Source organism: Sphingopyxis fribergensis (assembly GCF_000803645.1).
Taxonomy (GTDB): Bacteria; Pseudomonadota; Alphaproteobacteria; order Sphingomonadales; family Sphingomonadaceae; genus Sphingopyxis; species Sphingopyxis fribergensis.
In genome coordinates this window covers 2,951,453-2,972,711 of record NZ_CP009122.1, presented here as the reverse complement: position 1 = coordinate 2,972,711, position 21,259 = coordinate 2,951,453, and the positions used below count along the sequence as shown (strand labels likewise).

Here is a 21,259-nt window from a genome sequence, read left to right as displayed (position 1 = left end):
GGATGCCTGACGAAGGGATTTCGCAACCCGCAGTGGGTCGCCGAAAAAATTATCGCTTTCGAAGATGAATGCCGTCGTCGCGGTACGAGATACGGAGCTTAAGAGACTCAGCGATCCGCTCTACGAAGACATCGGTCTTGTTGATCTGGAAGCGCCCCGAGGCGATCAACGCGGCCGTGGCGTTATCGTCAAGGATGATGGGCTTCCCGGAATAGCGATTGGCTTGGGCCACCAACTGGTCGAGGCGGATCGATCGATGCTGGACCCAGCCGCTCGGCCAATCTTGGCGCGCGTTTGCGCCGACAACTGGTGGCACCGACACAGCACGACCGTCGGTTACGCTGTAGCCAAGCACTTCACTCTGATCCGCTGGCCGCGCTGGCGCCGCTTGCGGTCCCGGGGCTATGGGACCGACCTTGGCCTCGCCGCTGATGACGCGGACGGTAATGTTCTGATCGTCGCCATAGGCAACATCGAGCACGCCTTGAGAGGCTGTGACTTCGCCGGCGCCGGCCCGCACCCGGAATGGTCGAGCGTCTGACGCGACTTCAAAGCGCGCTCGCCCTTGCGAGAGATGCAAACTGCGCTCGGTCGCGGTCATCGACACCTCGACCCGGCTGTCGGTATCGAGAGTGGCATTTGTGCCGTCGGAGAGTCGGAAACTGCGGATCTCGCCGCGCTGGGTCACGAGCGGCTCGGCGGCTAGCGCCGACATGGACTGCCCGGGGAGGGGAGCGCCGCCCGCGCCGAACGCTATCATCAGGACTGCCACCGCAGCGGCGGCGGCTGTTCCCCACATCAGCCAATGTCTAGAGCGAGCGGGACGCGGTGCGTCAGCTTCGCGTTTCAGCCCGAACTCATCGGAATCCTTCAGGTGCTCACCGACGGCATAAATCTTTTCGATCCATTCGAACTCACGGCGGTGCTCCGGCGATGCGTCGAACCATTCGTCAAACTCGGCACGGGTTTCGGGGCTCTTGTCCCGATCCAATCGTACAACCCATTCGCGGGCTTGCTGATTGATGGACACATGTTCGTCTTCGCCCCGTTTATTGTCGTTCATCGATAGATTTCCATAGCGTCCGAGAGATGACCAAGCGCCCGCACCATATGATATTCTACAGTCGAGATGCTGATTCCCAACTGTTCATGAATCTCGCGATAGCTCAGTCCATCGACGCGGCGCATCAGAAAAACGCGGCGGGTCTTCTCGGGCATGGTTCTAATGGCCTGCTCATATTCTTTCAGCGCGTCAGTCACGTGCAACCCATGTTCCTGTTCGGGAGCGCTCATGGCATCCCATTCTTCTTGAAGGGGGAGCAGCACGACATTGTCGCGCTTGCGCTTGCGTGCGCGATCGATAAGCAGATTTTTCGCGACGCGGCGCAGGAATCCTCCGGGGTTCACGAGGCTGTTCCGCTGGCGGCTTCCGGCCGCCCGCACGAACACATCCTGCATCAGATCGGCCGCGGCGTCGTCGCCGGCATGACGGCGTAGATAACCAAGCAGGTTGGGGCCGTGGACGCGGAACATCTCATCGAGGCTCATCGTGCCTTCCGGCGCTACTCCGGTCGAGCACGACGTATCGGGCACGGTCGCTGCGGTGATGTGACACGCAGGCGAACGGGAACGTGGGTGCTGCTCGCCAGTGAAGCGCTTGAAGGAATGGAAGGGCACGCGTCAGCCTGAATATGGCAAGCCAGATGCTCCGACGAGGCCGGGCAAATGGTATCCAGTGCTACGCCGCCGTTGACTGCCAGTCTGACAGACTTGCCCGGTTCGGCCACCTGTCCCTTGCGGACCGGTGTTCATAATGCCTGGCGGAAGATCCACGCGCCCGCTGCCAGTTGCGATGCGCGCCCAATATTCATGGCGAATCTCCGATGAATTGGCAAGTCAGAGCTGGCTCTCGGAAATCGACCTCGACGACAACGAAGATCAATTCGCCGGCTTGCCCAGATCTTCACGCAACTTGGTCAGCCTTTCGGTGCAAATCTCATGGACCAACTGCCCGAGCACTTCGATCCGCGCGGCGAGCCACTCGAGCTCCTCCACCGTGATACGATAGTGCTTCGAATAGCGCGCCTTCACATAGGCGTCCTTCAGCTTCTCGAACCGCGCCCGGTCAGCACGCGTCTCGCGCGGCCAAGCATCGACAAGGCGACGATCAATCCGCTCGGCCTGCTTGCGGAGGAAAATCAGATTATGGACATGCGGCGTGTAGAAAGTCTCGACCAGAAGTATGCAATGGTAAAGCATCTCAGCGGTCTGATGCAGGTCAAATGCAGCCGGCTTTAAGTGCCGCTTTTCGATATGAAACTTTGCACCTTCGTATTTTTGCATCGCGCCAGGAAACCAGTCTTCGAAATACTCCTCCGCCATCGCCAGCGCCGATTCCGGCGTCTTTGGCTTCGGTTCGTGGAGTTCATCGTCGACTGTCTGATAGAGCGCGATGCCGTCGCGCCGGACGTCCATGAAGAAATAGCGGCCATGCGCCAAGCCGTCATTCACCTCCTGGATTGTGTGCACGATGAAGTTCACCGGTGTCTTGATCGTCTGGGTGATTGCCAGTTCTCGCGTCAAGCGATCGTCGGCCTTCAACCAATAATCGACGCGATCCGTCAGCCTTTTATCGTTGACGATGATCAGCAGGTCGAAGTCCGACCGATAGCCCTTGGCCGTGTGCGGCTCGTCCACCCAGTCGCCGCGGGCATAGCTGCCATAGAGAATAATTTTCTCGATACGACCGCGTTTCTTCCATTGCTGCGTTGCCAGTGCCAGCGCATCCTCGAATTCTTCGAAGATAATCTGGACGACCCGCTCAAGGTCTCGACGCTTCTGGGGAGGGATGTGGTCAATGTTCGTCCGCATGAGAACAGCCTAGCAACACTGTGCCCACGATGCACCCATTCTTCGGGTCCATCTTTGACTAAAGCGGCGGGTCGGCGCGCGCCCATTGGTTTTCTTGCCGACGACCCTCGCAGCGAGCCCTGGTCGCCGCGGACGACCAAGGTGCTGCCCATTGAAGCTTTCATCCGCAGTCATAATCATCTCTCTGCTGCCCGATTCCTATCGCGAAACGGTGCTGCTGAGCAAACGCGCAAAGGTGCCCGCTTCATGTCTGCGTCGTTCGTGATAGCGTCCCAGGAGGTCCCGAAAGATGCGGCGGTCGTGTCTCTCGCTGGCCATCGTCTCAAGCTCGGAAAGTTCGTCCGCCGCGTCGGCGAATACCTCGAGTTCGAGCATACGCGTCCGATGCAATCGGTCGTTGAGTGCGCCCACCGCGGCGACGATTTCTCCATTTGCCGAGTAACTCGCCAGCCGAAGGAAGAGGCGGCTCGAGCGGTCCGCGATATCACCCATATTCTGGTTGCCGTCGCGTGGAAGCCCAGCCTTGCCGACGGCCGCGAGCAGCAGCAGGCGATTGAGTCCAAAGAGATCGCGTAGCTCGGCCTCGCTATACAGCGGAACGCGAAATCCTTCCCCCGCGATGAAATCCACCATGCGTTCCCCGGCAAGCCGATTGAGGGCATCGCGTACTGGTGTGATGCTGACGCCGATCTCGTCCGCGAGCCGCGCTGCTTCGATCCGAACGCCAGCAGACCAGGCGCCGGTCATCAGCCGATGCTTGGTCGCGGAATAGGTCGGCTCATGCACATGGGCGGGACTCATTGCTCAGCCCGCCGACGCCCGGAAATAATCGGCAAGCATCGCCTCCTGATCGGGGCGCAACGCATCGATCGCACCGATATGGTCGGGAACATTGTCGTCCAGCAATATCGATGGGCATTGCCCTTCATAATTGCCGAGGTTGGGGCGGTGCTGCGCATATCCCGCGAGCGCGGCGAGTTCGGGTGAGAATTTGCGGGCGATATTCGGCGGATAGGAAAGCCACAGATTCTCATAGGGCTTGAGCCATCCGAGACTGTAGCCGATGACCACCCCGCGGCGTACCGATTGGGTCAAATTGGGCCCGGCGCCGTGCGCGGTCGAGCCAAGGAAGCAAATTGCTGAACCCGGATCGCAGATCGCGGCAATCGGGTCGCCGACATCCTCCTTCTCCATCCCGTCGCGGCCGTGGCTATAGGGATAGATTTGGGTCGCGCCGTTATCAGCCGTGAATGGAGTAAGCGGCCAGATGACGTTGATCAGATATTCATGCTCGCCCTTGGCGCCATTCCACATGTCATGATCGCGATGGGGAAACTGCCGCGTCTCACCGGGATGGATTTCGATCGCTTGCGCCACATTGAGCTGAATCCGGTCGCACGCGCTGCCGAGTATGGCTTGAACGGCGCCGAGGGTCGTCGGCTCCAGGGCGAGCGTTTCAGCATGGGCAGATCGCTTCAAGAGCCCGCCGAACCGCTTGGTGCGGTAGCCGTAGAAGCGCCCCTGGCCGAAAGGCGTCGCCGCGAAGACGGGATCGAGGTCGGCATTGAATGCATCGATCGTCGCGGTCGGCAAAACGTCCGGGACGATGCAATAGCCGCATTCGACCAGCCGGGCGGTCAGTTCTTCGGAAGACATATATGTCATTCCACCAACTCCTGCTGGCCGAACAGTGCGAATGTCAGCGGTTCGAAGACGCCGCCGCGCTTCAGGCCATCGATCGTGCGCTCGTCGATCTGAATATGGAGGGCAGCGAGCGTTCTCCCGTCCTGGCGTAAGGGCCTTCCGAGCGGCCGGCACAGCCATCCGAATTGAAGAATTTGTTGGAGCCAGCCGATTTCGGCGACCCCAGTGTAATCCGTGATGCCGGTCGCCAAGGCATGCTCGGCAAGCGCGGTTACGAGTTGGTTTCGCGCCATGCGCCTCTCGCCGGCTGTCTGATTCCGGTCGAGGCAAAAGCGAGTGATCTCCCTGACATTCGGCCCTGCGGGGACGGGCCCGTCGCAGAGAAAGGGATACAGGTCGCCGAGCAGATGCGAGCTGTCGGTTGGCAGCAGCCGCGCGGATGCGCGGTGGCGACCCCATTCGTCGGCCAGAATCAGATAATGGGCCGCCGGAGTATCGAACTGGTCGATCTCGAACCGGCCGTCCAGAACGGGTAAGTCCCATTTTAGCAGGTCGACGAACACCTCTTTGCGGGCCGCGAACATGGCGCGCAGCACATCGTTCTCGGACACCTCTGGCGTCCGCGTGGTAGGGGTAGGCATATTGGCTCCTGGGCTGTCTGTTCCCGGAGTCTCATCATGATTTTGCCGATCTGCCTATAGCATGAAAGGGGGATGGCTTCCCACCGAGCCATCCTGATCCAGTGTCAGTCAGTGAACGGCGGGCCGCGCCCACCGGATGATGTCGCCGAAGCCGATCAATCCGTCGAACAGCGCGCAAAGGATGAGCGCCTGCCGACAATGCACCGCATATCGATCGCGCGCCGTTCTAAGATGCTGATTGACTGTCTCCTCGCTTATTCCAAGGATGGCGGCAATTTCGGCCTGGGACTTGCCGCGAGCAGACCAGAGGACGCATTCTCGCTGGCGCTTGCTCAGGACTGGACGCTCGCGCACGGGCGCGACCCCGACGATCCGCCGCGCGCTGGCCAATGCAAAGGCGCCGACAATTTCGGCGACATGAAGCATTTCGCGAGGGATCTCCCGGTTCGGACGAACGGCGAAAGAGCACGATCCACTGGCCTCGCCCGGCAAATGCCGGGGGACCGTGAAGCCGTCGCCGACGCCGTTTTCGCGTCCCACCGCCAGCATATGCCGATCGCCTTCGGTCATGGGGACGAGATCAGGCAGATGCTGCCACTCGAAGCCGACTAGCGATCGTTCTCCTGCCCGGCGCACCGGATCGGCGCCCCCGAGGTCGAAGTCGACATAGACATTCGCCCAAGCGTCCGGATAGTCATGGATCAGCAAATTGGCTTCGGCTTCGTCGCCGGCTCGCCGATCATAGACCAAGGCAAAATGATCGAAACACATTCGACGCGCTGCGGTCATCAGCGCTGCATGAAGTTCATCTTCGTCATCTACGGAACAAATTTCTGAAACCAGATCTTCCATCAAATGCAATCGCATGATCATTGATCGACCGAGGGCGCGTTCCCAACCCGCCATCCCGCAGGTCGCTCCTAATGTCATCGAATTCGGTTCCTTTCCTTCATCGACGATCGCTGAACATGAATGCTCGATACCGAGCGGTTGAAATAGATGCTGAATAGCTCGGTGGCTTCTCTCCTTTGCTGCGCCCCGACGAAGGCGTGGGTCGTTCCGCCAGCGGTGATAAGTCTCGGCATAGACATTGATGCGAATGTGGTGTGCCTTGGTCGGGGCGAGCCTCGTCATGTCTCGCCGCCTTCGGAGAAATAGGCATGCAGTCGGTGCGCGACCGAGGGCGCGAGCCGTACAAATTGTCGCCTGCCGTCGCTGGGATCTTCGGCGCGATAAATGAGTTCGGCGTCGCACAGCTTTTGCAGGACCCGCATCGCGCTGCTCAGAGGACGCTCGACCGCCCCGCATAGCGATCCGGTCGATATCGGTTTGTCCTCGCACTCATGGATGAAGAGCTCAACCAGCATATCCCATGCTGGTTCGCCGAGAATTTCTGGCGAGCCGAATAACTGCTGCCTTAACAGGCGCCGTCGGACAGCGCGTCGGGCGTTAGCAAGCGCTTGATCCGTTCGCGCTTGCTCCGAGCTCGATCGATCGGAAGCGCTGTCTCTCAAGTGCTGGCCTGCCGATTTGGCGGTTGTATTCGGTCGCGGGCGCGACTTCATTATTCGCCGGCACTCGGAGTTCGTGACAACGATGTGTTCGACGATTTCTATGTCGAGCGATCGGGAAATCTGTACCAGCGCGCGTGTTGCAATCAGGTCCTCCTCGCTGGGCGTCGCATCCCCACTGGGGTGATTGTGAACGAGGATGAGGCTCGCGGCGTTATGTTCCATCGCCCGGCGAAAGATTGGCCGAGGATAAATTACGAGCTGGTGCACCGTTCCGCGTTGCACTTGCTCATCGGCAATCAGCCGGCCAATGCCATCCAGAAAGAGGATACGGAGGGTTTCATCCTGGAGCGAGCCCATCGTGGCAATCAGATGCCGCAACAGCTTCTGGTCGCCTGGATCGATTATTCGCTTTCCCAGTTCCCCGCGCGACCCTTCGAGCATTAAGGCGCGCGCGCCTAACAGGAGTCCAGGCACCGCGCTGCTTTTCCCGCAAATCCGGGCCAGACTTTCCTTCGACTGCGAACAGATTCGATTGAGGGTGTGAAACTCTGCGAGGAGCGCGCTTGCTAATTGCTGGCTTTGCTCAGGGGCGACGATCGCGATGAATTTCGCCAGGACGGATCGCTGCCGTTCTGCTGTAAGCGTTGCTGATGACGCCATGTTGCAAAGATCAGAAGGGGAGGCACCAGCCATGACCAGGCGACCTGCATGATCATGTAGGCAGCCGGGTGCATCGACAAATCGGACGCCCGGCTGAGGTGTGCCATCAATGGGAGCAGGTGAAGCGCAGCGGCTATCATCGGCCAGAATCGGTGTGCGATCAGCGCTAGGACCAATGTCGAGGTAGCGCCGAATCCATCGATAACAAGATGACCGAAATCGAGTGAAGCATAGCCAAGCGGAACGAATCGATGGAGTATCGGATCGGATGCGACCATCACGATCGCAACCCCCGCCATCACCCGTTCGGGACCTCCACCGCGCCGTGCGGCGTAACCGAGAGCCACCAAAAGAAGCAGGAAGAATGCCGCGACGCGCATTGCGATCCATATTCATAGTAATGGCCCCCAGTCAAACCGTGTCAGGCAACGGCGTGGAGCGGCACGACCGCCGATTCCTGGAGCGGGCAGTCTTCGTGGATGTCGTAGCCCGCGGTTTCTCGACCGATGGTCACCAGATCACCGTGAACGCGGAATACCTCGCCGCTGATATCGACCAGCGACATTTGCGCCTTGGCGAGACGCTGGATCATCGCATGGCCTTTCGCAGCCGGTACTCCGGCAGTGTCCCGGCGGGCCGCCACGACACTGGTGGTGAGCGACAGAAGGGCGATCATCGCGTCATCGATGCGAGCCTCTGCCGCCGGCACGTCCTGCTGCAGGCGGGTTACGATGGGTTCGACTTCGGTATGCATGGCTTCTCCTTGCCGGAAGCCGCGGCGGCTCCGACTTTGTGGTTGCGACAATGTGGGATCAGACGGAAATCAGCTGCGTAAGCACCAATGCAATCGCAAGCCCGACGAGTGCTATGATCGCCGCAGAGACCGCTATGGTCACGGTGATCAGTAACCTGCTCTTCGTGGCATGATCATGCCTCCATAGATCCTTGAACGGTGATGGGCGCCTCGGCGGCTCAACCACTGACGTCATGTGCTCGCTCAGTGCGATGGCCTTGAATGCACTTCCGTTCGTGTCGATGCTTGGCACGCTGTTCTGGGGTTGGGGAAGGTCTACCGGATCATATATCACCCGATCATATATCGGCTTTAGCCGGGAATAGATGATCGCCGTTTCATCGCGGTCGGAAGCGCTGAGAATATTGCGGGCCGCCCTGATGCGCTGATCGACGGTCACCTTCGCAATGCCGAGTTCGCGGGCGATTTGTTTTGACGTTTTGCGCTCGACGAGCAGATCGAGGCAAGCACGCTGCTTCTCGGTCAGCCGAGACCAGCGTTCGGCATCATCCGATTCTCGCGATCCCAATTCGTCCATAGCGCCGCTGCCACTGTGACCCCTGGTGGCCAGATTTTCCTTCGGAGTTAGAGATATTTCACGCGGAAGGCCCGGAGGTCGAGTCGATATTACAGTTTTTTGCAGTCAGTGGCGCCGGGTGCTTTGCGGAGTTTCTCGAAATTGAGCGCCGCGAGGTAGGTGATCAGTGAAAATCATGGCTGCGTATGCGCAGGATTTCATCTTGTTCGGCGGTTGTCCCGAACGGCGGTGAGGGCAATGTGCGCCCGCGCGGCGCCCATGCCGGATCACGAGGATCCCGGCGTTATACCTTGAAAGGGTCGATGATGGCGGACGGCTGGGCACATGACGGTGCTGTGCAGGAACAGATCGAGGATACAGTTGCCGATGCGGTCAAGATCGCGCGTTCACGCATCGCGTCGGGCGAAGGGACGCGCTTCTGCGAGGACTGCGGCATGGAAATTCCCGCCGCGCGCCGCAAGGCGATGCCATCGAGCCGGACCTGCGTTTCCTGTCAGGACAAACGCGATGCGTCGATCCGGCCAGCGGGCTCCAATCGCCGCGGCAGCAAGGACAGCCAGTTGCGCTGAAGCGGCTTTTGCGCGCGGCGATCTGTTTTGCCGGCTTGCTCATTCATGGTTAGGATCGACCAAAAGAAAATCGGAGTCGCAATCATGGGTGCCAAGGCCGACAACGACCTTTGGGGCCAAGCGCTCGCCATCGAATCTCAATATGGCGATCGCGGACCCGAGGTTATCACGACAATGATCGACGATTTGCGCCGCTCGGGTGATCACTCGGGCGCCGCGTTCTGGACGAAGGTAGCCGTTTGCCTGACGGATCTCCATGAAATCCGCTACGTCGGCAGCATAGCATCGCCGGCGGCAGACGGTCGGCGGATTGCCGCCCGTGCCGCCGCGCAGGGACAGTCCGGGCCGACGAGACAGCACCCCGATGCGGCTGCCTCGCGTCCGAATCCGGCGCCGGAAACTAGAACGGATAATTGATCCCATAGTAGCCGTAGACCTCGCGGCCATAGTCGCGATCAAAGGTCGGCTCGCTATCGGCGCCATAACGCGGCGCCTGTTCGAGAACCTTCTTGTCGAGATCAACGACATAGCCGCCCTGTTCGGTGTCGTAAGTCAGGACGTCCCAGGGCAGCGGATAATAATCGCTGCCAAGACCGAATAGACCGCCGAACTGGAGGGCCGCATATTCGACGCGACCTTCGCGCTTCGTGACCATGAAATTGTAGATCGATCCGAGCTTCTCGCGGTCGCGGTTGTAGACGGCGGTGCCTTCCACCTTGTTCGAGGCGATCAGGCGGCTGGTTTCGTCCGTGGCGATGTCCGTGTCAGCCATGACATGTTTCCTTTCTGCGTCTCCCCTCTCTCCTCACGCTACGCTTTGCATCCCGCAATCTTTCCCTGCTTCAATCGAGCATCCGGCAATATTCGCTGAGACGTCGGACTCGTGTGACGAGCCGAACGCCAGCTCAGTCCGCGCACCACCCGCGCATGGCGCGATCGTATTTAGCGCGCCGCACTGACCTTGCCTTTCGGCCGCTCTTTTTCATGAGCCTGATCGGCTTCAAGCATGCGCCAGCTGCGGTCGCGTTCGGCCCGGCGGTTCGCAATCGCCCCGCGCTGCTGCTCGCGCGGGGTTTCCTGGGACGCCGAGTCGACGACGCGAGCGCTAGCGAACTCGGCCTGGTCACGGGCTGCAATGGATTCAAGGCGGCGCTTCGCCGCGCTCTGAGAGGTTGGCCAATGATATCGAGCCGTCTCGGCTGAAGGGGCGCCGGTTCTGGTGCCGATGAGGCGCTAAATATCAGGCTCGGTTCCCATAATCAGCCTCAGGCATTCTCGAACGGTGATAATGCGCGCCCCGCCATGGCGCCCGAGACTTAACAAGTCGGCCTTATCGCCGGTGATCAAAAGTTCGGCCATCCCGGCCTCGATCGTCGCCAGAAGATAGTTGTCCCAGGGATCCGGGCTGACGGACACGTCGGGCAGATTCTCTATGACAATGGCGCTGCCCTTGAGTTCATTGACGAGTCTGCCGGCAACGGCTGGATTCAAGCGGGCTCGCAGTTTGGGATAGCGTGTAACGCGCCGAATTTCCTCTAGCTGCTCCGCAGAGGTGATTAAGGTGACCTTGCCTTGGCGCCACAAGGCAATCAGCTGAAAGGGAAGCGACCGCCCGTGCAGGAGTGCGCTGACAAGCACATTGGTGTCGATGACAACGCGCATTGATCAGTTCCGACGCGCATCCGCAATCGCTTCGTCGATCAACTCGCTCATTTCTTCCGGCGAGACGTCATCGAAACCGGCACGGGCCTCGGCGAGCGTAAGATCGAGCAGGCGCCATTTCACGGACTCTTCAATGAAGCGCGATAGATCGCCCTTTTTCATTCCGCGCTGAGCTAGATATGTGCGGACATCAATGTCGGTTTCGGTCGCGACATTGACGGTCCAACGCGTCGCATCTCCCATAATCTAGACTCCTCATGGACGTTTAAGCGGATAAGCGCTTATCATCTTTTACGCCAATCTTCAATTGCGACATATGCGCTGGATCGACTTGCCACAGGGGGGCTCGATTTAGCTTACCCCGATTTTCGAGCCTCTGCACGGAACACAATAGATCGCAGCATCCACCTCGGCGCCGGATGTTCCGGCTCTCCACGTCAAACTGACGCGAGGCGCAAACGGACGCATGGCGACGCGGATCGAACAAGATGATCCACCGTTCGATGTCGAAGCTCGACGGCTTCGCCTATGCCGTGAGCTGCTTGTCGAACGGCAGATCATTGCGCGGTACCTCAAGAAGCAAGACTGGAGCCATGCGGGCTGGATCATGCTACTGGAACTCTATGTCGCGGATACGGTCGATAAAAGGCTGCCGGTTTCGAGCCTGGGATATGCGAGTGGCGTTTCGATTCCGACTGCGACGCGGCAGACCATTGAAATGGAATCCTGCAAATTTGTGGTTCGCGAGCGCGATCCTCACGACGGGCGTCGAACGAACATCGCCCTGACCGCTCGCGGTCGAGCCATCCTCAGGTGCATTCTAGACGACTATGCGAAGTCCCGGGCGAATGCCTGATGGCTGCCGCTTCCTCGATCGTCCAGAACGAAATCTGTCATGCCTAAACGAGAGACGAAGAATCTGGCTTCAAGGTTCAAGGGAGAAAGAGGGAAGCCGAAGTTGATGTAACTACAAAAGGAAATTGGAAAATCATCGGATCAGGGAAAGCAAAATGTCCATTTCCGGAAGCTCTTTTGATTCCTTCAATCGGCATCTTCTGATAGGCTGCCGACCGAGAAAACACATGCAGGCGAGCCACCTTTCCGACGCATCAACAGCCGATACCGTTCGGGAGCCCGTCGCGCGCGATTGGCTCTGGAAGCCGTGGTACGCGAAGCTTTGGTGGGCAGCGATTCCGGTCTACTGGGCAGGCGCGGCGGCCTCGCTGAAACTCCCGGCTCTGGCGGAGTTTTATACCAGCGCTCTGGCGGGCTATCTCAACATGCTCTTCTTCCCGCTGACGACGCTGCTGGTGCTTGGTTTTGGATTCATCCGAGCTTGGTTGAACAGGCCGCTGTCTGGCGAACCTCTCTCGGACGAGGAAATCGACGAACTCGAACAGATGAGGATGGAGGACGAGCACTGGGAGCGTCTTGGGCGACCTCATTGGTCGGTCGACATCTATGATCCGCGCTCCGGCGGACTCTATATAGGCAACCCACTCAGCCCTCAGCACCCTGGACGTCGAGATTAGCGCTTCTTGTAGCTGCTATCTCCGTCGAATGGACCATTTGCTAGGTCGGTAGAAAATCGGCCACTGCTCAAGATCGAGGATTGTTCAAGCGACGTCATCGGCCCAGTAATATCGGCGGTTCCACGTGCGGAATCGGCTTGCCCAAGGTAGCGATTTCGCAGCCCCTCGGGGCCAAGCACCTGACGGTTCAACTCGCTCGTAAATGTCGTTTCAGGGTTTACAGAGCGCGCAGCCGCCCGCTCTGCGGCGGATATCGCCTCGCGTACATCATAGTTTACGATATCGAGCGAAGCCCGAGCGGTCTCGTTACTCGTGCCCATGTCGCTGCTGCTATATCCCAAGCTGCCGCCGACGCTCCCTGACGTTGCTGTCTGTGATCGTTCCTTACCCTTGACCGAACCACCACGCGACGCATAATCACCGCTTTGGGCACTTGCGCCGACATTGCCGCCAACCGTCGTTCCCATTGAGATTTGGTCTTGCGCCGAGCGAGATATAGCCCGCTGCCACCCGGTCTGGGCCATGATCGCGGACACGTCGCGCTGAAGCGTATCGGCGACCTGCGGATTGAGCCGCCACTCGCCGTTGCGGTCCATTTCGAACCCTCCACGGAGCCAGTTGGCCATCATCGCCTGACCCTCGGGGCCGCTGCTCAGCATATGCTCGACAGTGTCGGGGCCGGCCTGCTTGCCGGCTTCATATTTGGTGCTGGTATCGCTGCGCGCGGACTGCGTGAACCCGGTGCTGCTCGATACGAGCAGATCATTGTCCGCGAAACTGAAGCGCGCGCGGCCCCCCTCGGCGATCGCGCCATATTGGCTGTCGTTGATGAGGCCGGCGGCGCGGAGCTGTCGCGCGACATCGGGCGAGACATTGAGATTGAGATCGCCATTCTGCGCCATGGCGAGCTCGCGCTTGGTCATGTTGATGCCCTCGCTGCGCAGCAGACCCTGCATGCGTGTGAGCCGCTCGTTGTCGACGATGCGCGTCAGCCGCTCATTGCGCGCGCGATCGGCAATCCCGGCCGCGCCGCCCTCGGCCATGTCGACCTGGTTGCCCGCCGTGCGGCTGAGTGCCTGGATGAAGCTGTCGAGCCGCGCCGCCTCGCGCGTGGAGACGCCGGCGGCGGCTGCGCCTTCCGCGAACCCGAAATTGTCGCTCTGCCGCCGCTGCTCGCCGATGCGCGCGGCGCCACGCACGCCGTCATGCCCGACCTCGCGCTGGGCATCGAGCTTGCCCGAGCGTTCGGCAAAGTCATAGCCAGCCACCTCGCGGGTGCGGCCATAGACGCTCTTTCCCTCACGCCCGGCCTCGGCTGTCGCGCCGTCGGCGGTGCCGAGCTGGACCGAGGCGTTATAGGTTTCCAGCGCGCGCATGACCTGCGCCTCGTTGCGGCCCGTCGCGCGGGAGAGCGAGGTGATCGCCGACGAGCGGGCCTCGCCCGAGAGGGTGTTGATGAAGCCCATGCGGCGCGAGGTTTCGTCGACGGACAGGCCGAGCATCGACGCGGCGTTGCGCTGGCCCTCGTTATTCCCGGTGCGCCACGCCTGCTCGGTTGCGACGTTGCGCCGTTCGATCCCGGCGACATTGTCGCCCGCATAGTCGCGCCGGCCTTCCATCGCGCCGACATTGACCTGCGCGGTGGTGAGATCGTTCCGCAGCATCGCCTCCTGGTCGTAGGTGTTGGCGATCAGCTTGGCGAAGGTCGGGTCGGCCGAAGCCTGTGCGATCACGGTCGAGGCCTTGAGCGCGGCATCCTTCTGGTCATAGCCATTGCGCTCGAAATGCCGCTGCGCGCCCTGCATCATCATGTCGTAGGCCCGCGTGTCACCGAACGCTTTCCACTGCACCATGTTCTGCGCGAAACCGGCGAAAGCCCGCTCGCCCGCCTGACCCGGCCCGAAATAGTTCGTCCCCAAGTTCCGCAGCGCGTCCTTCTCGGCGAAATTGTGGATCGCTGACGTCGTCGCATTGGCGCGCACGGCCGCGGCCGTCGCGGGATGGGTTAAGTCGCGGCCGACAAGAGCAGGAGCGAGGCCGCCAAGTTCGCGCGCGGCATCGGTCGCTCCGAGCGCAAAACCCGTCGTTCCCGCGATGCCCGGCGTCCGGTCGGCGAGATATCCGCCGGCCGCGCCGAAAGCACGATTGGCGCCCATGGCGGACCGCACCCCAAAATCCCCGAAGCTCGATGCCGCGCTGCGGCGCGCCGTCGTGCCGGTCGCCGAGGCCTGCGCCTCGAGCGCCTGAGCGCGGCCTTCGTGCGTCATGATCGGCGTCGCGGCCGCGGTGCCCTGGCCCTGCACGCCGAGCGCGCCGCTGGTGAAGGAGGTGAACACGTTGCCCGAGAAGCGGAACACGGTGAATACGAAGGCGCCGGCGAGCCCGGCGGCGGCGGTGCGAAAACTCCCGAAGATGGCCAGCGCCTTCATCGCCGACCCCGGTGCGAGCATCCAGGCATTGGCGGCGACATGGTTCGAGCGCATCTCGGCAAGCACATCCATCGCGCGGCCGAGCGTGAGCTGGTAGATGCCGGCATCGATCACGCCCCACATGGCGACGAAGACGAAGAGGCCGAGCGCGAAGCTCGCGACGCGCAGGTTGATCGGGGTCAGGATGAAGAGCAGCGCGATCGGCATCATGAACAGCATGATCCCGAAGACGGTGGCTCGGATCGTCGGCATCCATTCGTTCGCGGTCGACATGGTCGCGAGACCGCTCGAGACGACGGCGCGGTTGGCCATGACGCGCGCGGCGGTCGCGGGGCTGTCTTCGAACAGCACGTCGCCGACAGCATTGCCGAGGTTGATGTTGGTCATCAGCTGCTGGAGCGTCAGCGGCGTCGCCAGCATCTTGTCGCCGAGCGCGCCAAGATTGGACCTGCAGCGTTGAAGCTGGGCGGCGTTCGAGACATCATAGCCGGTACGCTCGCAGACCTGACGGCTGTAATCGTCGAACAGCGCCGGATCCGAAAGCCGGCCCGAGATATGCGTCCAGGCCTCGGTACAGCTCACCGTCGTTCCGCCCTTGTCGGTCGCGGTAAAGACGGTGCTGAAGGTTGCAGGGCCCGCCATCGCGGCGAAAGCCGCTGGAAGATCGTTGCTGGTGCGGAAGAGCTGATCGTCGTCGATGCCATAGGCGGGAGAGACGCGCGCGACGGGATAGCATTGCCGGACATAATCCTTGATCGTTGCATCGAGGAAGCTGTCAGTCATCGGCCCTCGCGGGCTAACAGCGTTCAGGAACAGGTCGAAGCTGTGGCCGCCGGCGCCGAACTCGAGCTTGGCATTGGGATCGATGGTATTGTCGTCAATCGTCTCAGCGATCGCGCGCTCCATCATGTTGGTGACGCCCGCGACCAGCACGATCAGGTTCGGGACGTCGCCAACGGGCTGATAGGCGTTGCGGACCCGGTCGTAGACATGGACGGTGCCCGTGGTCGCGACCATGCCGACGAAGAGCCCGATGCCGACGAGCGTCTGAAAGCCGAAAGCGACGATCCCCATGCCGTTGCCGCGCACGCTCGCGAGTAGCGCGCCGAGCGCGATCCCGGCGACCGCGACGATGAGCACCAGCGTTTCGTAGCGCGGATCGGCAAAGATCATCGAGACGAGCCGGAACGCATCGACGGTCTCGTTGAACCCGTCATAGGTGTGGAAGCTGGTCTCGAGTGCGAGCGCGGGAGCGGGCAGCAGCGCGACCAAGGCGGCGGCGAGCGCGGAAAGCGAACTGACACGCATGGCCGTCAGCGATTGCGGTTGGCGGCGGCGCCGGCGGCGTCGCGCGCGTCGCGGTCGCGCTGGCGAACGAGCCCGGCGTAATTTGCCGATAGGTTCGCCTGGTTCAGCGACGCCATATAGGACTGGCGCATCTGCGCGCGCTGCCGCAGCACTTCTTCGCGGAGATCGCGGAGCTGCTCGATGCCTTTGGTAAGGATGCGCGTCTGACAGATATTTGCGTTGCCGGCGTCGGCGGCACCGGCGACCGACGTTCCGCGTTCGGCATTGGACAGCGCGAAGTCGATGCTGCGGGTGAGGTCGTTGAGCATCTGGTAGGCGAGGGTCAGCGCGACCAGCTCGTCGGTATCGCCAATCACCGCGTCCTCGACGCCTTCGCGCACGCCCCATTCGAGCATGCGGTAGATGGGGAGGGTCTTCACATTGGCAACGAACTGCCGTTCTTCGGCCGTCAGTGCGGTGCGGGTGCGGATCTTGGTGGCGATCGCCTGCATCCGTTCGCGCGCGAGGACGAGCGCGCCGCGGCCCGGCCCGTCGACCCTGCAGTCCGCGCCCGTCGGCGGCAGGTTGAGCGATCGGGCCGGTACCCGCCCGGTCAGGAAATCCTCGACGGCCTCGGTATCCTGGCGCGGGCAGGCAGGGATGGCCGAGAAGAGCGGCACCTTGTCGGCCTGATCCCAGCGCATGTAAACATCGCCGACCCGCGCGCGCATGACGTTGGTCCATTCGCCTGCACCGACGCGCGCCGCGGCATGCGCGAGCAGTGAGCCGGTGCGGAAGATGTCGGTGACCTCGCGCGGGCAGTTGGCGAGCGCCTCCTTCAGATCCTCGGTCGGGTTGTTGTTGTTCGCCTCGATCTTCTCGCGGCTCTGCTGATAGCTTTTGGCATAGCCCTGCTTGATCGAGCGGTAGCCGGTCATCTCCTCGATGATCCCCGACATATTGTCGTCGCCCTTCGCAATCTGCACCATGCGGTTCGCGAGACGGCAGTCGTTGACCTGGATCGAGTTCAGGAAGTTGGTCGCGGCTTCCATTTTCGAGATGATGTTGCCCATCTTCTCGTCAAGGGTTTCGAGGAGATACTGGAAGGCGACGGCGGGCGCGGCCTGCAGGATGCTCTCGAGCTTCTGGACGAGATAGTCGGGATCGAGAAACGACATGCCGCCGAGGAACATGTCGATGCCACCGCAGCCCGCGCGCACCTTGGGCAGCGTCACGCTCGTCAGATAGTCGTGGTGGACGTCGACGCGGCCCGAGAAGCCGCCCGCGGTCACATAACCGCGCGCCTGGTCCTCGAAACTACCGGGCGACGTGTAGGTCACATTGTCGAACCAGTGTTCGGCCCAGCTTTGGGCATAGGCTCCCGGCGCGCCGGCTCCGCAGGTTGACATGATGAGGGCGATCATAATGGCGCGGCGGCCGCCAAGCGAGGACATCAGCGTTCTTTCTCAGGGGCGGGATGTGGCAGGCTGAACCCACTCATGGTCGCTTGTGTTGACCTCTCGCGACAAGGACAGAGGCACGTACGCGCCTCTCAGAGGCAAGGTCCTTCCGCTAATATGTCCCACGCGAAATGGGCCACTGCCATGTCGATCATCGCCTCGTCCCATGTTTCAGGGTCGGCAAGATGCCGTGATGGATTGCAAACGCTTTCAAAGGATCGTATGTGTATGATCTAAGAAAAGGATACACATCATGCGGACCAACATCGTCATCGATGATAATCTTATGAACGAAGCTCTTCGCGCGACGGGTCTCAAGACGAAGCGCGAGGCCGTTGAACTCGGCTTGCGGACGTTGCTTCGGCTTCGCAAACAGGACGAGATTCGAAGGTTCCGGGGCAAGCTCACCTGGGCGGGCGATCTTGACGCCATGAGAACCGACGGGTGATCCTCGTCGATTCCAGCGTCTGGATCAATTACTTCCGGGGCGATGCCACACCGCAGACGGAGAGGTTGGACGCGTTGCTTGGCGCGGAACCGCTGCTGACCGGCGACATCATTCTGGCCGAGGTTCTGCAAGGTTTTACCAGCGATCGCGCCTTCAACGTCGCGCTAAGATTGATGGGGTCTCTCGACCAGATCGATATCGGAGGTCGTGACGTCGCAATCCAGGCGGCCCGAAACTTTCAGACCCTGCGCGGAAAGAGGATTACCGTTCGCAAGACAATCGATACGCTGATCGCCACGCGATGCATCGAGGATGGATTGTCACTGCTCTATAGTGATCGCGATTTTGAACCCTTTGTGGAGCATCTCGGACTGGCGTCGGCCATGTCGAGCGCACGTTGATGTGTGATCACTTATCCTTGCAAATCTGGACCGTGGCTCCAGATTTGCAAGGATAAGTGATCGGCCAACTTGGCCTCGTCGCCTTGAAGGGAGTCTCGAACCGGCATTCGATCGAAATTATGGCTTCGTTCGGCGCTGCAATGAGATGCCCGGCCCCTGAGCAACAATTCCCGTGAATTTCGAAAACGCCCGGACCCCGGCTTGCAGGGCGCATGCCGGTCAGTATCTTTACGGCGAGATATAAATTGCGCGCGATATTGGGCGCATGATTCGGTGCCAACGGCAATCGGAATGATCCGGTTCGTATCGTTCACCGGTCGGACTCATGCGGCCGGGTATCCGGATTCAGGATAGGCTGTTTCGCTGAAGCTCGTCCGATCAGGTCTCGACTGATTTCTCGGGAGTGGGCAACGAGATTGCGCGTCTTTTCGCGAAGCATGAGCTGGCCAATAATCCCTTCAACATAGGCGGGATTCGTTTTGTTGATGACTGCCAGAGCCGTTTCGCACCTCGCGCGGCCGCAATGCTCAATAGCCCCGACTACATAGTCGGGTCCAAAATGCTCGGCGACCGCTGCAAGGTCGAACATATCGCGCGGCTGGAAACTCCAACCGCGATAGAAGACCTTTTTAGCGATGATTTCCGCTGGCGTTTCAAGCGCGATGGCGTGACCTTGAACGTCGTGCGCTCGTGTTGGATCTGGAATGATGCTGTCGCAGCAGATGAAATCAATTTCGCCCAGATCGTGATAAGCAAGCTTCAGCATATCGGTGCCTGCCTGATAGCTGTCAGGAGCGTGATCGAGTTTGATGCCTTGCGTTTCCGGATTGAGAAATGGGAGGATTTGTGGATCGTCCAGAAACAGGTCGATGTCGTGACTTTCACGATGATCGATCTGCAGCATCAGTGCGGTTCCGCCGCCGAAGCTCCACTGAGGCGCGAAGCCGTTCGCCTTCCTGAAATGGTCAAGAATATCTACGGCGAGATTGAAAAGGACCGGCCATTCGCTCGGCCGCTTTGCAGACACGGCGTCAGGCCGCCAGCGGTAGCGTGTAGCCCGAAAGTTCGGAGATTTTATCGGCGACTTGGCTCGCTTGACTTGCGTCTACGCCCATCGCTGCCATGAACTGTTCCTGGACGTTCAGCGGCACTTCGGAGAAGAAAGCGAAAACCGGCGCGTTGCAGTCAATCGCGCTCTTCAAGTCGACGATCATGGCAGCAAGCTGATGTGCGGAAACGGCCGCCCCATAAGGGGCGTTCACCGTCGTCAGCACTTGAGTTACAGCGTTTGCCATCATTCCACTCATAACACGATCCTGTTTGGATCGTTGTTTTCATATAGTCGCGAGCGGTTATCAAAACAAGAATCTCGCTCAGGTCGCGTCCTACGCCCGACGCGAGGCAATAATGACAAGACCAGATTCAGCTTATGAAGCATGCATCATGGCTTTGATGTTTCAAGCAGATTCCGCGCCAGAGCTAAGAAAGTTCCGTCCGGCTTATCGCGACGGGCCCCCAACGATTCCAGTGAATTTCGAGAGTGCGCGGACGCCTACCGCTGGGCGAACGCCCGTCAGCATCTTCGCGGCGAGATAGAGGTTGCGCGCTAAATTGGGCGCATGATCGGTCCCGACGGCGATTGGAATGATCCGGTTCGTATCGTTCATCGGACGCACCCATGCGACCGGATGCCCGATCCAGGGCAAGCCGAGCCGGCCCGATCGCAGCATCGCTTCCTGCGCGGAAATGGCGCGGACCTGCCAGCCATATCGCCTTCCCAGACTTCCGAGCTTGGTCCAGAGATCGGCGCAGGGAACGCAGCCGGGCGCGGTGCTCATCTCGACGACGAAGGCCGAACTGCGTCCGCGCAGTTCCTCGGTAAAGTCCGGCGGGAAAGCGCGCGTCACCGGAACGCGCGAGAGCCAGTGGTTCATCGCCGCAGTTGTTCCGACCGGATGGATCGCGGCGCGCGCTGCATCCTCGCGGCTGACAGTCTGCGCCATGCCGGGCGAAATGACTAGGATGCTCATGCTCAGCGCGCTTGCACATCGCGCCAACATACTGAACTCGCCTTGCAGGTAAGGGGATTTGCTCTTACCTTGTGCTATTGAAAGGACTCGCCACATGAACGCTGTTACCATTACCGCGAAAGGGCAGGTCACGCTGCGGAAGGAATTGCTCAGGCATCTCGGCGTCCATCCAGGCGACAAGATCAGCTTTGACAAACTCCCCGGCGGTGAAATCAAGATTCGGGCCATCAGGCCTTCCGGAAAGATTGAGGATTTCTTCGGGTCACTCAAGCGGGAAGGCCAGCGGCCCATCTCGATCGAGGAGATGAATGAGGCCATTGAAAAGGGCTGGGCCGGACAGCTGTGAAAATTACTGCCGACACCAATATCCTCGTCCGATCCGCAACGCTGGACGATCCCGTTCAAAGCCCCTTGGCAAAAAAGCTCCTGAAGGAAGCAGAACTTATTGCTGTGACGCTTCCGGCCTTGTGCGAGTTCTGCTGGGTGCTCAGGAAAGTGTATCGCTATGAGGCGGCAAGGGTCGCTGCATCGGTCAGATTGCTTATCGACGCCGGCAATGTCGCAGCGGACCGACAGGCTGTTGAAGCGGGGCTTGCAATACTGGAGCAAGGTGGAGACTTCGCTGATGGGGTCATCGCCCACGATGGCCAATGGCTGGGAGGCGAGACCTTCGTGAGCTTCGATCGAGGCGCTGTTGGCCTTCTGGCAAAGCATGGGCAAGCTGCGATGAACCCCGATCAATCGAAAGCTTGATCCGACTGCGCGGCGCTGCGCGGCAAT

General features: G+C 60.5%; 27 protein-coding genes. 8 read left to right on the top strand and 19 right to left on the bottom strand.

The genetic code is table 11. The features are described 5' to 3' along the window. Positions 1–49 precede the first annotated feature (49 nt). From SKP52_RS24670 to SKP52_RS13695, 11 genes are all read right to left on the bottom strand, one after another. Positions 50–1,063, bottom strand: coding sequence for a FecR family protein (locus tag SKP52_RS24670; RefSeq protein WP_052208299.1), 1,014 nt, complete (start codon positions 1,061–1,063; stop codon positions 50–52). Next, positions 1,060–1,548: an RNA polymerase sigma factor gene (locus SKP52_RS13745; RefSeq protein WP_228383649.1), complete on the bottom strand. Its 489-nt coding sequence runs from the start codon at positions 1,546–1,548 to the stop codon at positions 1,060–1,062. Before SKP52_RS13745 ends, SKP52_RS24670 begins: the two co-directional genes overlap by 4 nt. A gap of 390 nt (positions 1,549–1,938) precedes the next feature. Further along, entirely contained in the window at positions 1,939–2,871 is a 933-nt protein-coding gene (locus tag SKP52_RS13740) for a HEPN domain-containing protein (RefSeq protein ID WP_039575551.1), read from the bottom strand. A gap of 198 nt (positions 2,872–3,069) precedes the next feature. Beyond that, positions 3,070–3,672 carry a GntR family transcriptional regulator gene (locus SKP52_RS13735; RefSeq protein WP_039575548.1) on the bottom strand — a complete coding sequence of 201 codons (603 nt, stop codon included), beginning with the start codon at positions 3,670–3,672 and terminating at the stop codon, positions 3,070–3,072. A 3-nt stretch (positions 3,673–3,675) separates the two neighbouring features. Next, complete coding sequence (locus tag SKP52_RS13730; protein WP_039575544.1) at positions 3,676–4,536, bottom strand: phytanoyl-CoA dioxygenase family protein; 861 nt, start codon at positions 4,534–4,536, stop codon at positions 3,676–3,678. Continuing rightward, positions 4,533–5,156 carry an acyl-homoserine-lactone synthase gene (locus SKP52_RS13725; RefSeq protein ID WP_052208297.1) on the bottom strand — a complete coding sequence of 208 codons (624 nt, stop codon included), beginning with the start codon at positions 5,154–5,156 and terminating at the stop codon, positions 4,533–4,535. The genes SKP52_RS13730 and SKP52_RS13725 overlap by 4 nt, the downstream gene beginning before the upstream one ends. 108 nt (positions 5,157–5,264) lie before the next feature. Beyond that, positions 5,265–6,290 carry a LuxR family transcriptional regulator gene (locus tag SKP52_RS13720; protein WP_228383648.1) on the bottom strand — a complete coding sequence of 342 codons (1,026 nt, stop codon included), beginning with the start codon at positions 6,288–6,290 and terminating at the stop codon, positions 5,265–5,267. Continuing rightward, positions 6,287–7,330, bottom strand: coding sequence for a JAB domain-containing protein (locus tag SKP52_RS25460; RefSeq protein ID WP_158514392.1), 1,044 nt, complete (start codon positions 7,328–7,330; stop codon positions 6,287–6,289). The genes SKP52_RS13720 and SKP52_RS25460 overlap by 4 nt, the downstream gene beginning before the upstream one ends. Beyond that, complete coding sequence (locus SKP52_RS26520) at positions 7,237–7,710, bottom strand: hypothetical protein (RefSeq protein WP_039575541.1); 474 nt, start codon at positions 7,708–7,710, stop codon at positions 7,237–7,239. Before SKP52_RS26520 ends, SKP52_RS25460 begins: the two co-directional genes overlap by 94 nt. 41 nt (positions 7,711–7,751) lie before the next feature. Next, a complete protein-coding gene (locus SKP52_RS13700) occupies positions 7,752–8,084 on the bottom strand; it encodes a hypothetical protein (RefSeq protein WP_039575537.1) in 333 nt (110 codons plus the stop codon). A 58-nt stretch (positions 8,085–8,142) separates the two neighbouring features. After that, complete coding sequence (locus SKP52_RS13695) at positions 8,143–8,661, bottom strand: sigma factor-like helix-turn-helix DNA-binding protein (protein ID WP_039575534.1); 519 nt, start codon at positions 8,659–8,661, stop codon at positions 8,143–8,145. A 305-nt stretch (positions 8,662–8,966) separates the two neighbouring features. Between SKP52_RS13695 and SKP52_RS13690 the strand changes: the two genes are divergently transcribed. Both SKP52_RS13690 and SKP52_RS13685 read left to right on the top strand, forming a co-directional pair. Beyond that, positions 8,967–9,230, top strand: coding sequence for a DksA/TraR family C4-type zinc finger protein (locus tag SKP52_RS13690; RefSeq protein ID WP_039581049.1), 264 nt, complete (start codon positions 8,967–8,969; stop codon positions 9,228–9,230). An 84-nt stretch (positions 9,231–9,314) separates the two neighbouring features. Then, on the top strand, positions 9,315–9,647 hold the full coding sequence (locus tag SKP52_RS13685; protein WP_054724989.1) for a DUF6961 family protein: 333 nt from the start codon (positions 9,315–9,317) through the stop codon (positions 9,645–9,647). Here SKP52_RS13685 and SKP52_RS13680 read toward each other — a convergent pair. The 3 genes from SKP52_RS13680 to SKP52_RS13665 form a co-directional block, all read right to left on the bottom strand. Next, positions 9,631–10,002 (bottom strand): PRC-barrel domain-containing protein, encoded by a 372-nt coding sequence (locus tag SKP52_RS13680; RefSeq protein WP_052208294.1) that lies wholly within the window; start codon positions 10,000–10,002, stop codon positions 9,631–9,633. The genes SKP52_RS13685 and SKP52_RS13680 overlap by 17 nt on opposite strands. Positions 10,003–10,463: 461 nt before the next feature. Then, positions 10,464–10,892 (bottom strand): putative toxin-antitoxin system toxin component, PIN family, encoded by a 429-nt coding sequence (locus tag SKP52_RS13670; RefSeq protein WP_039575528.1) that lies wholly within the window; start codon positions 10,890–10,892, stop codon positions 10,464–10,466. Positions 10,893–10,895: 3 nt separating this feature from the next. Next, on the bottom strand, positions 10,896–11,135 hold the full coding sequence (locus tag SKP52_RS13665; protein WP_039575525.1) for a ribbon-helix-helix domain-containing protein: 240 nt from the start codon (positions 11,133–11,135) through the stop codon (positions 10,896–10,898). Between the two features lie 223 nt (positions 11,136–11,358). On the opposite strand from SKP52_RS13665, the gene SKP52_RS24665 reads away from it, so the two are divergent. After that, positions 11,359–11,748, top strand: a complete 390-nt coding sequence (locus SKP52_RS24665) for a MarR family winged helix-turn-helix transcriptional regulator (RefSeq protein ID WP_052208293.1) — start codon at positions 11,359–11,361, stop codon at positions 11,746–11,748. A gap of 154 nt (positions 11,749–11,902) precedes the next feature. Beyond that, the gene (locus tag SKP52_RS13655; RefSeq protein ID WP_228383647.1) at positions 11,903–12,424 is read left to right on the top strand and encodes a hypothetical protein; all 522 of its coding nucleotides are present in this window, start codon (positions 11,903–11,905) and stop codon (positions 12,422–12,424) included. Here SKP52_RS13655 and SKP52_RS13650 read toward each other — a convergent pair. Then, positions 12,421–16,161 (bottom strand): conjugal transfer protein TraG N-terminal domain-containing protein, encoded by a 3,741-nt coding sequence (locus tag SKP52_RS13650; RefSeq protein WP_039575519.1) that lies wholly within the window; start codon positions 16,159–16,161, stop codon positions 12,421–12,423. The two genes, SKP52_RS13655 and SKP52_RS13650, sit on opposite strands and share 4 nt — an antisense overlap. Before the next feature lie 5 nt (positions 16,162–16,166). Further along, positions 16,167–17,549, bottom strand: a complete 1,383-nt coding sequence (locus tag SKP52_RS13645) for a conjugal transfer protein TraH (protein ID WP_228383646.1) — start codon at positions 17,547–17,549, stop codon at positions 16,167–16,169. A gap of 304 nt (positions 17,550–17,853) precedes the next feature. Between SKP52_RS13645 and SKP52_RS13640 the strand changes: the two genes are divergently transcribed. Then, positions 17,854–18,048 carry a type II toxin-antitoxin system VapB family antitoxin gene (locus SKP52_RS13640; protein WP_039575512.1) on the top strand — a complete coding sequence of 65 codons (195 nt, stop codon included), beginning with the start codon at positions 17,854–17,856 and terminating at the stop codon, positions 18,046–18,048. Next, positions 18,045–18,449, top strand: coding sequence for a type II toxin-antitoxin system VapC family toxin (vapC, locus tag SKP52_RS13635; protein WP_039575509.1), 405 nt, complete (start codon positions 18,045–18,047; stop codon positions 18,447–18,449). Before SKP52_RS13640 ends, vapC begins: the two co-directional genes overlap by 4 nt. A gap of 310 nt (positions 18,450–18,759) precedes the next feature. On the opposite strand, the gene SKP52_RS13630 is transcribed toward vapC, so the two are convergent. The 3 genes from SKP52_RS13630 to SKP52_RS13620 form a co-directional block, all read right to left on the bottom strand. Further along, positions 18,760–19,476, bottom strand: coding sequence for a nucleotidyl transferase AbiEii/AbiGii toxin family protein (locus SKP52_RS13630; RefSeq protein WP_052208291.1), 717 nt, complete (start codon positions 19,474–19,476; stop codon positions 18,760–18,762). Positions 19,477–19,480: 4 nt separating this feature from the next. Beyond that, positions 19,481–19,756 carry a hypothetical protein gene (locus tag SKP52_RS13625; protein WP_223181289.1) on the bottom strand — a complete coding sequence of 92 codons (276 nt, stop codon included), beginning with the start codon at positions 19,754–19,756 and terminating at the stop codon, positions 19,481–19,483. Positions 19,757–19,948: 192 nt separating this feature from the next. After that, positions 19,949–20,479 carry a thioredoxin domain-containing protein gene (locus tag SKP52_RS13620; protein ID WP_052208289.1) on the bottom strand — a complete coding sequence of 177 codons (531 nt, stop codon included), beginning with the start codon at positions 20,477–20,479 and terminating at the stop codon, positions 19,949–19,951. Between the two features lie 94 nt (positions 20,480–20,573). Between SKP52_RS13620 and SKP52_RS13615 the strand changes: the two genes are divergently transcribed. Together SKP52_RS13615 and SKP52_RS13610 are read left to right on the top strand one after the other, a co-directional pair. Next, complete coding sequence (locus tag SKP52_RS13615; RefSeq protein WP_039575504.1) at positions 20,574–20,825, top strand: AbrB/MazE/SpoVT family DNA-binding domain-containing protein; 252 nt, start codon at positions 20,574–20,576, stop codon at positions 20,823–20,825. Further along, complete coding sequence (locus SKP52_RS13610) at positions 20,822–21,232, top strand: type II toxin-antitoxin system VapC family toxin (protein ID WP_039575502.1); 411 nt, start codon at positions 20,822–20,824, stop codon at positions 21,230–21,232. Before SKP52_RS13615 ends, SKP52_RS13610 begins: the two co-directional genes overlap by 4 nt. Positions 21,233–21,259 lie beyond the last annotated feature (27 nt).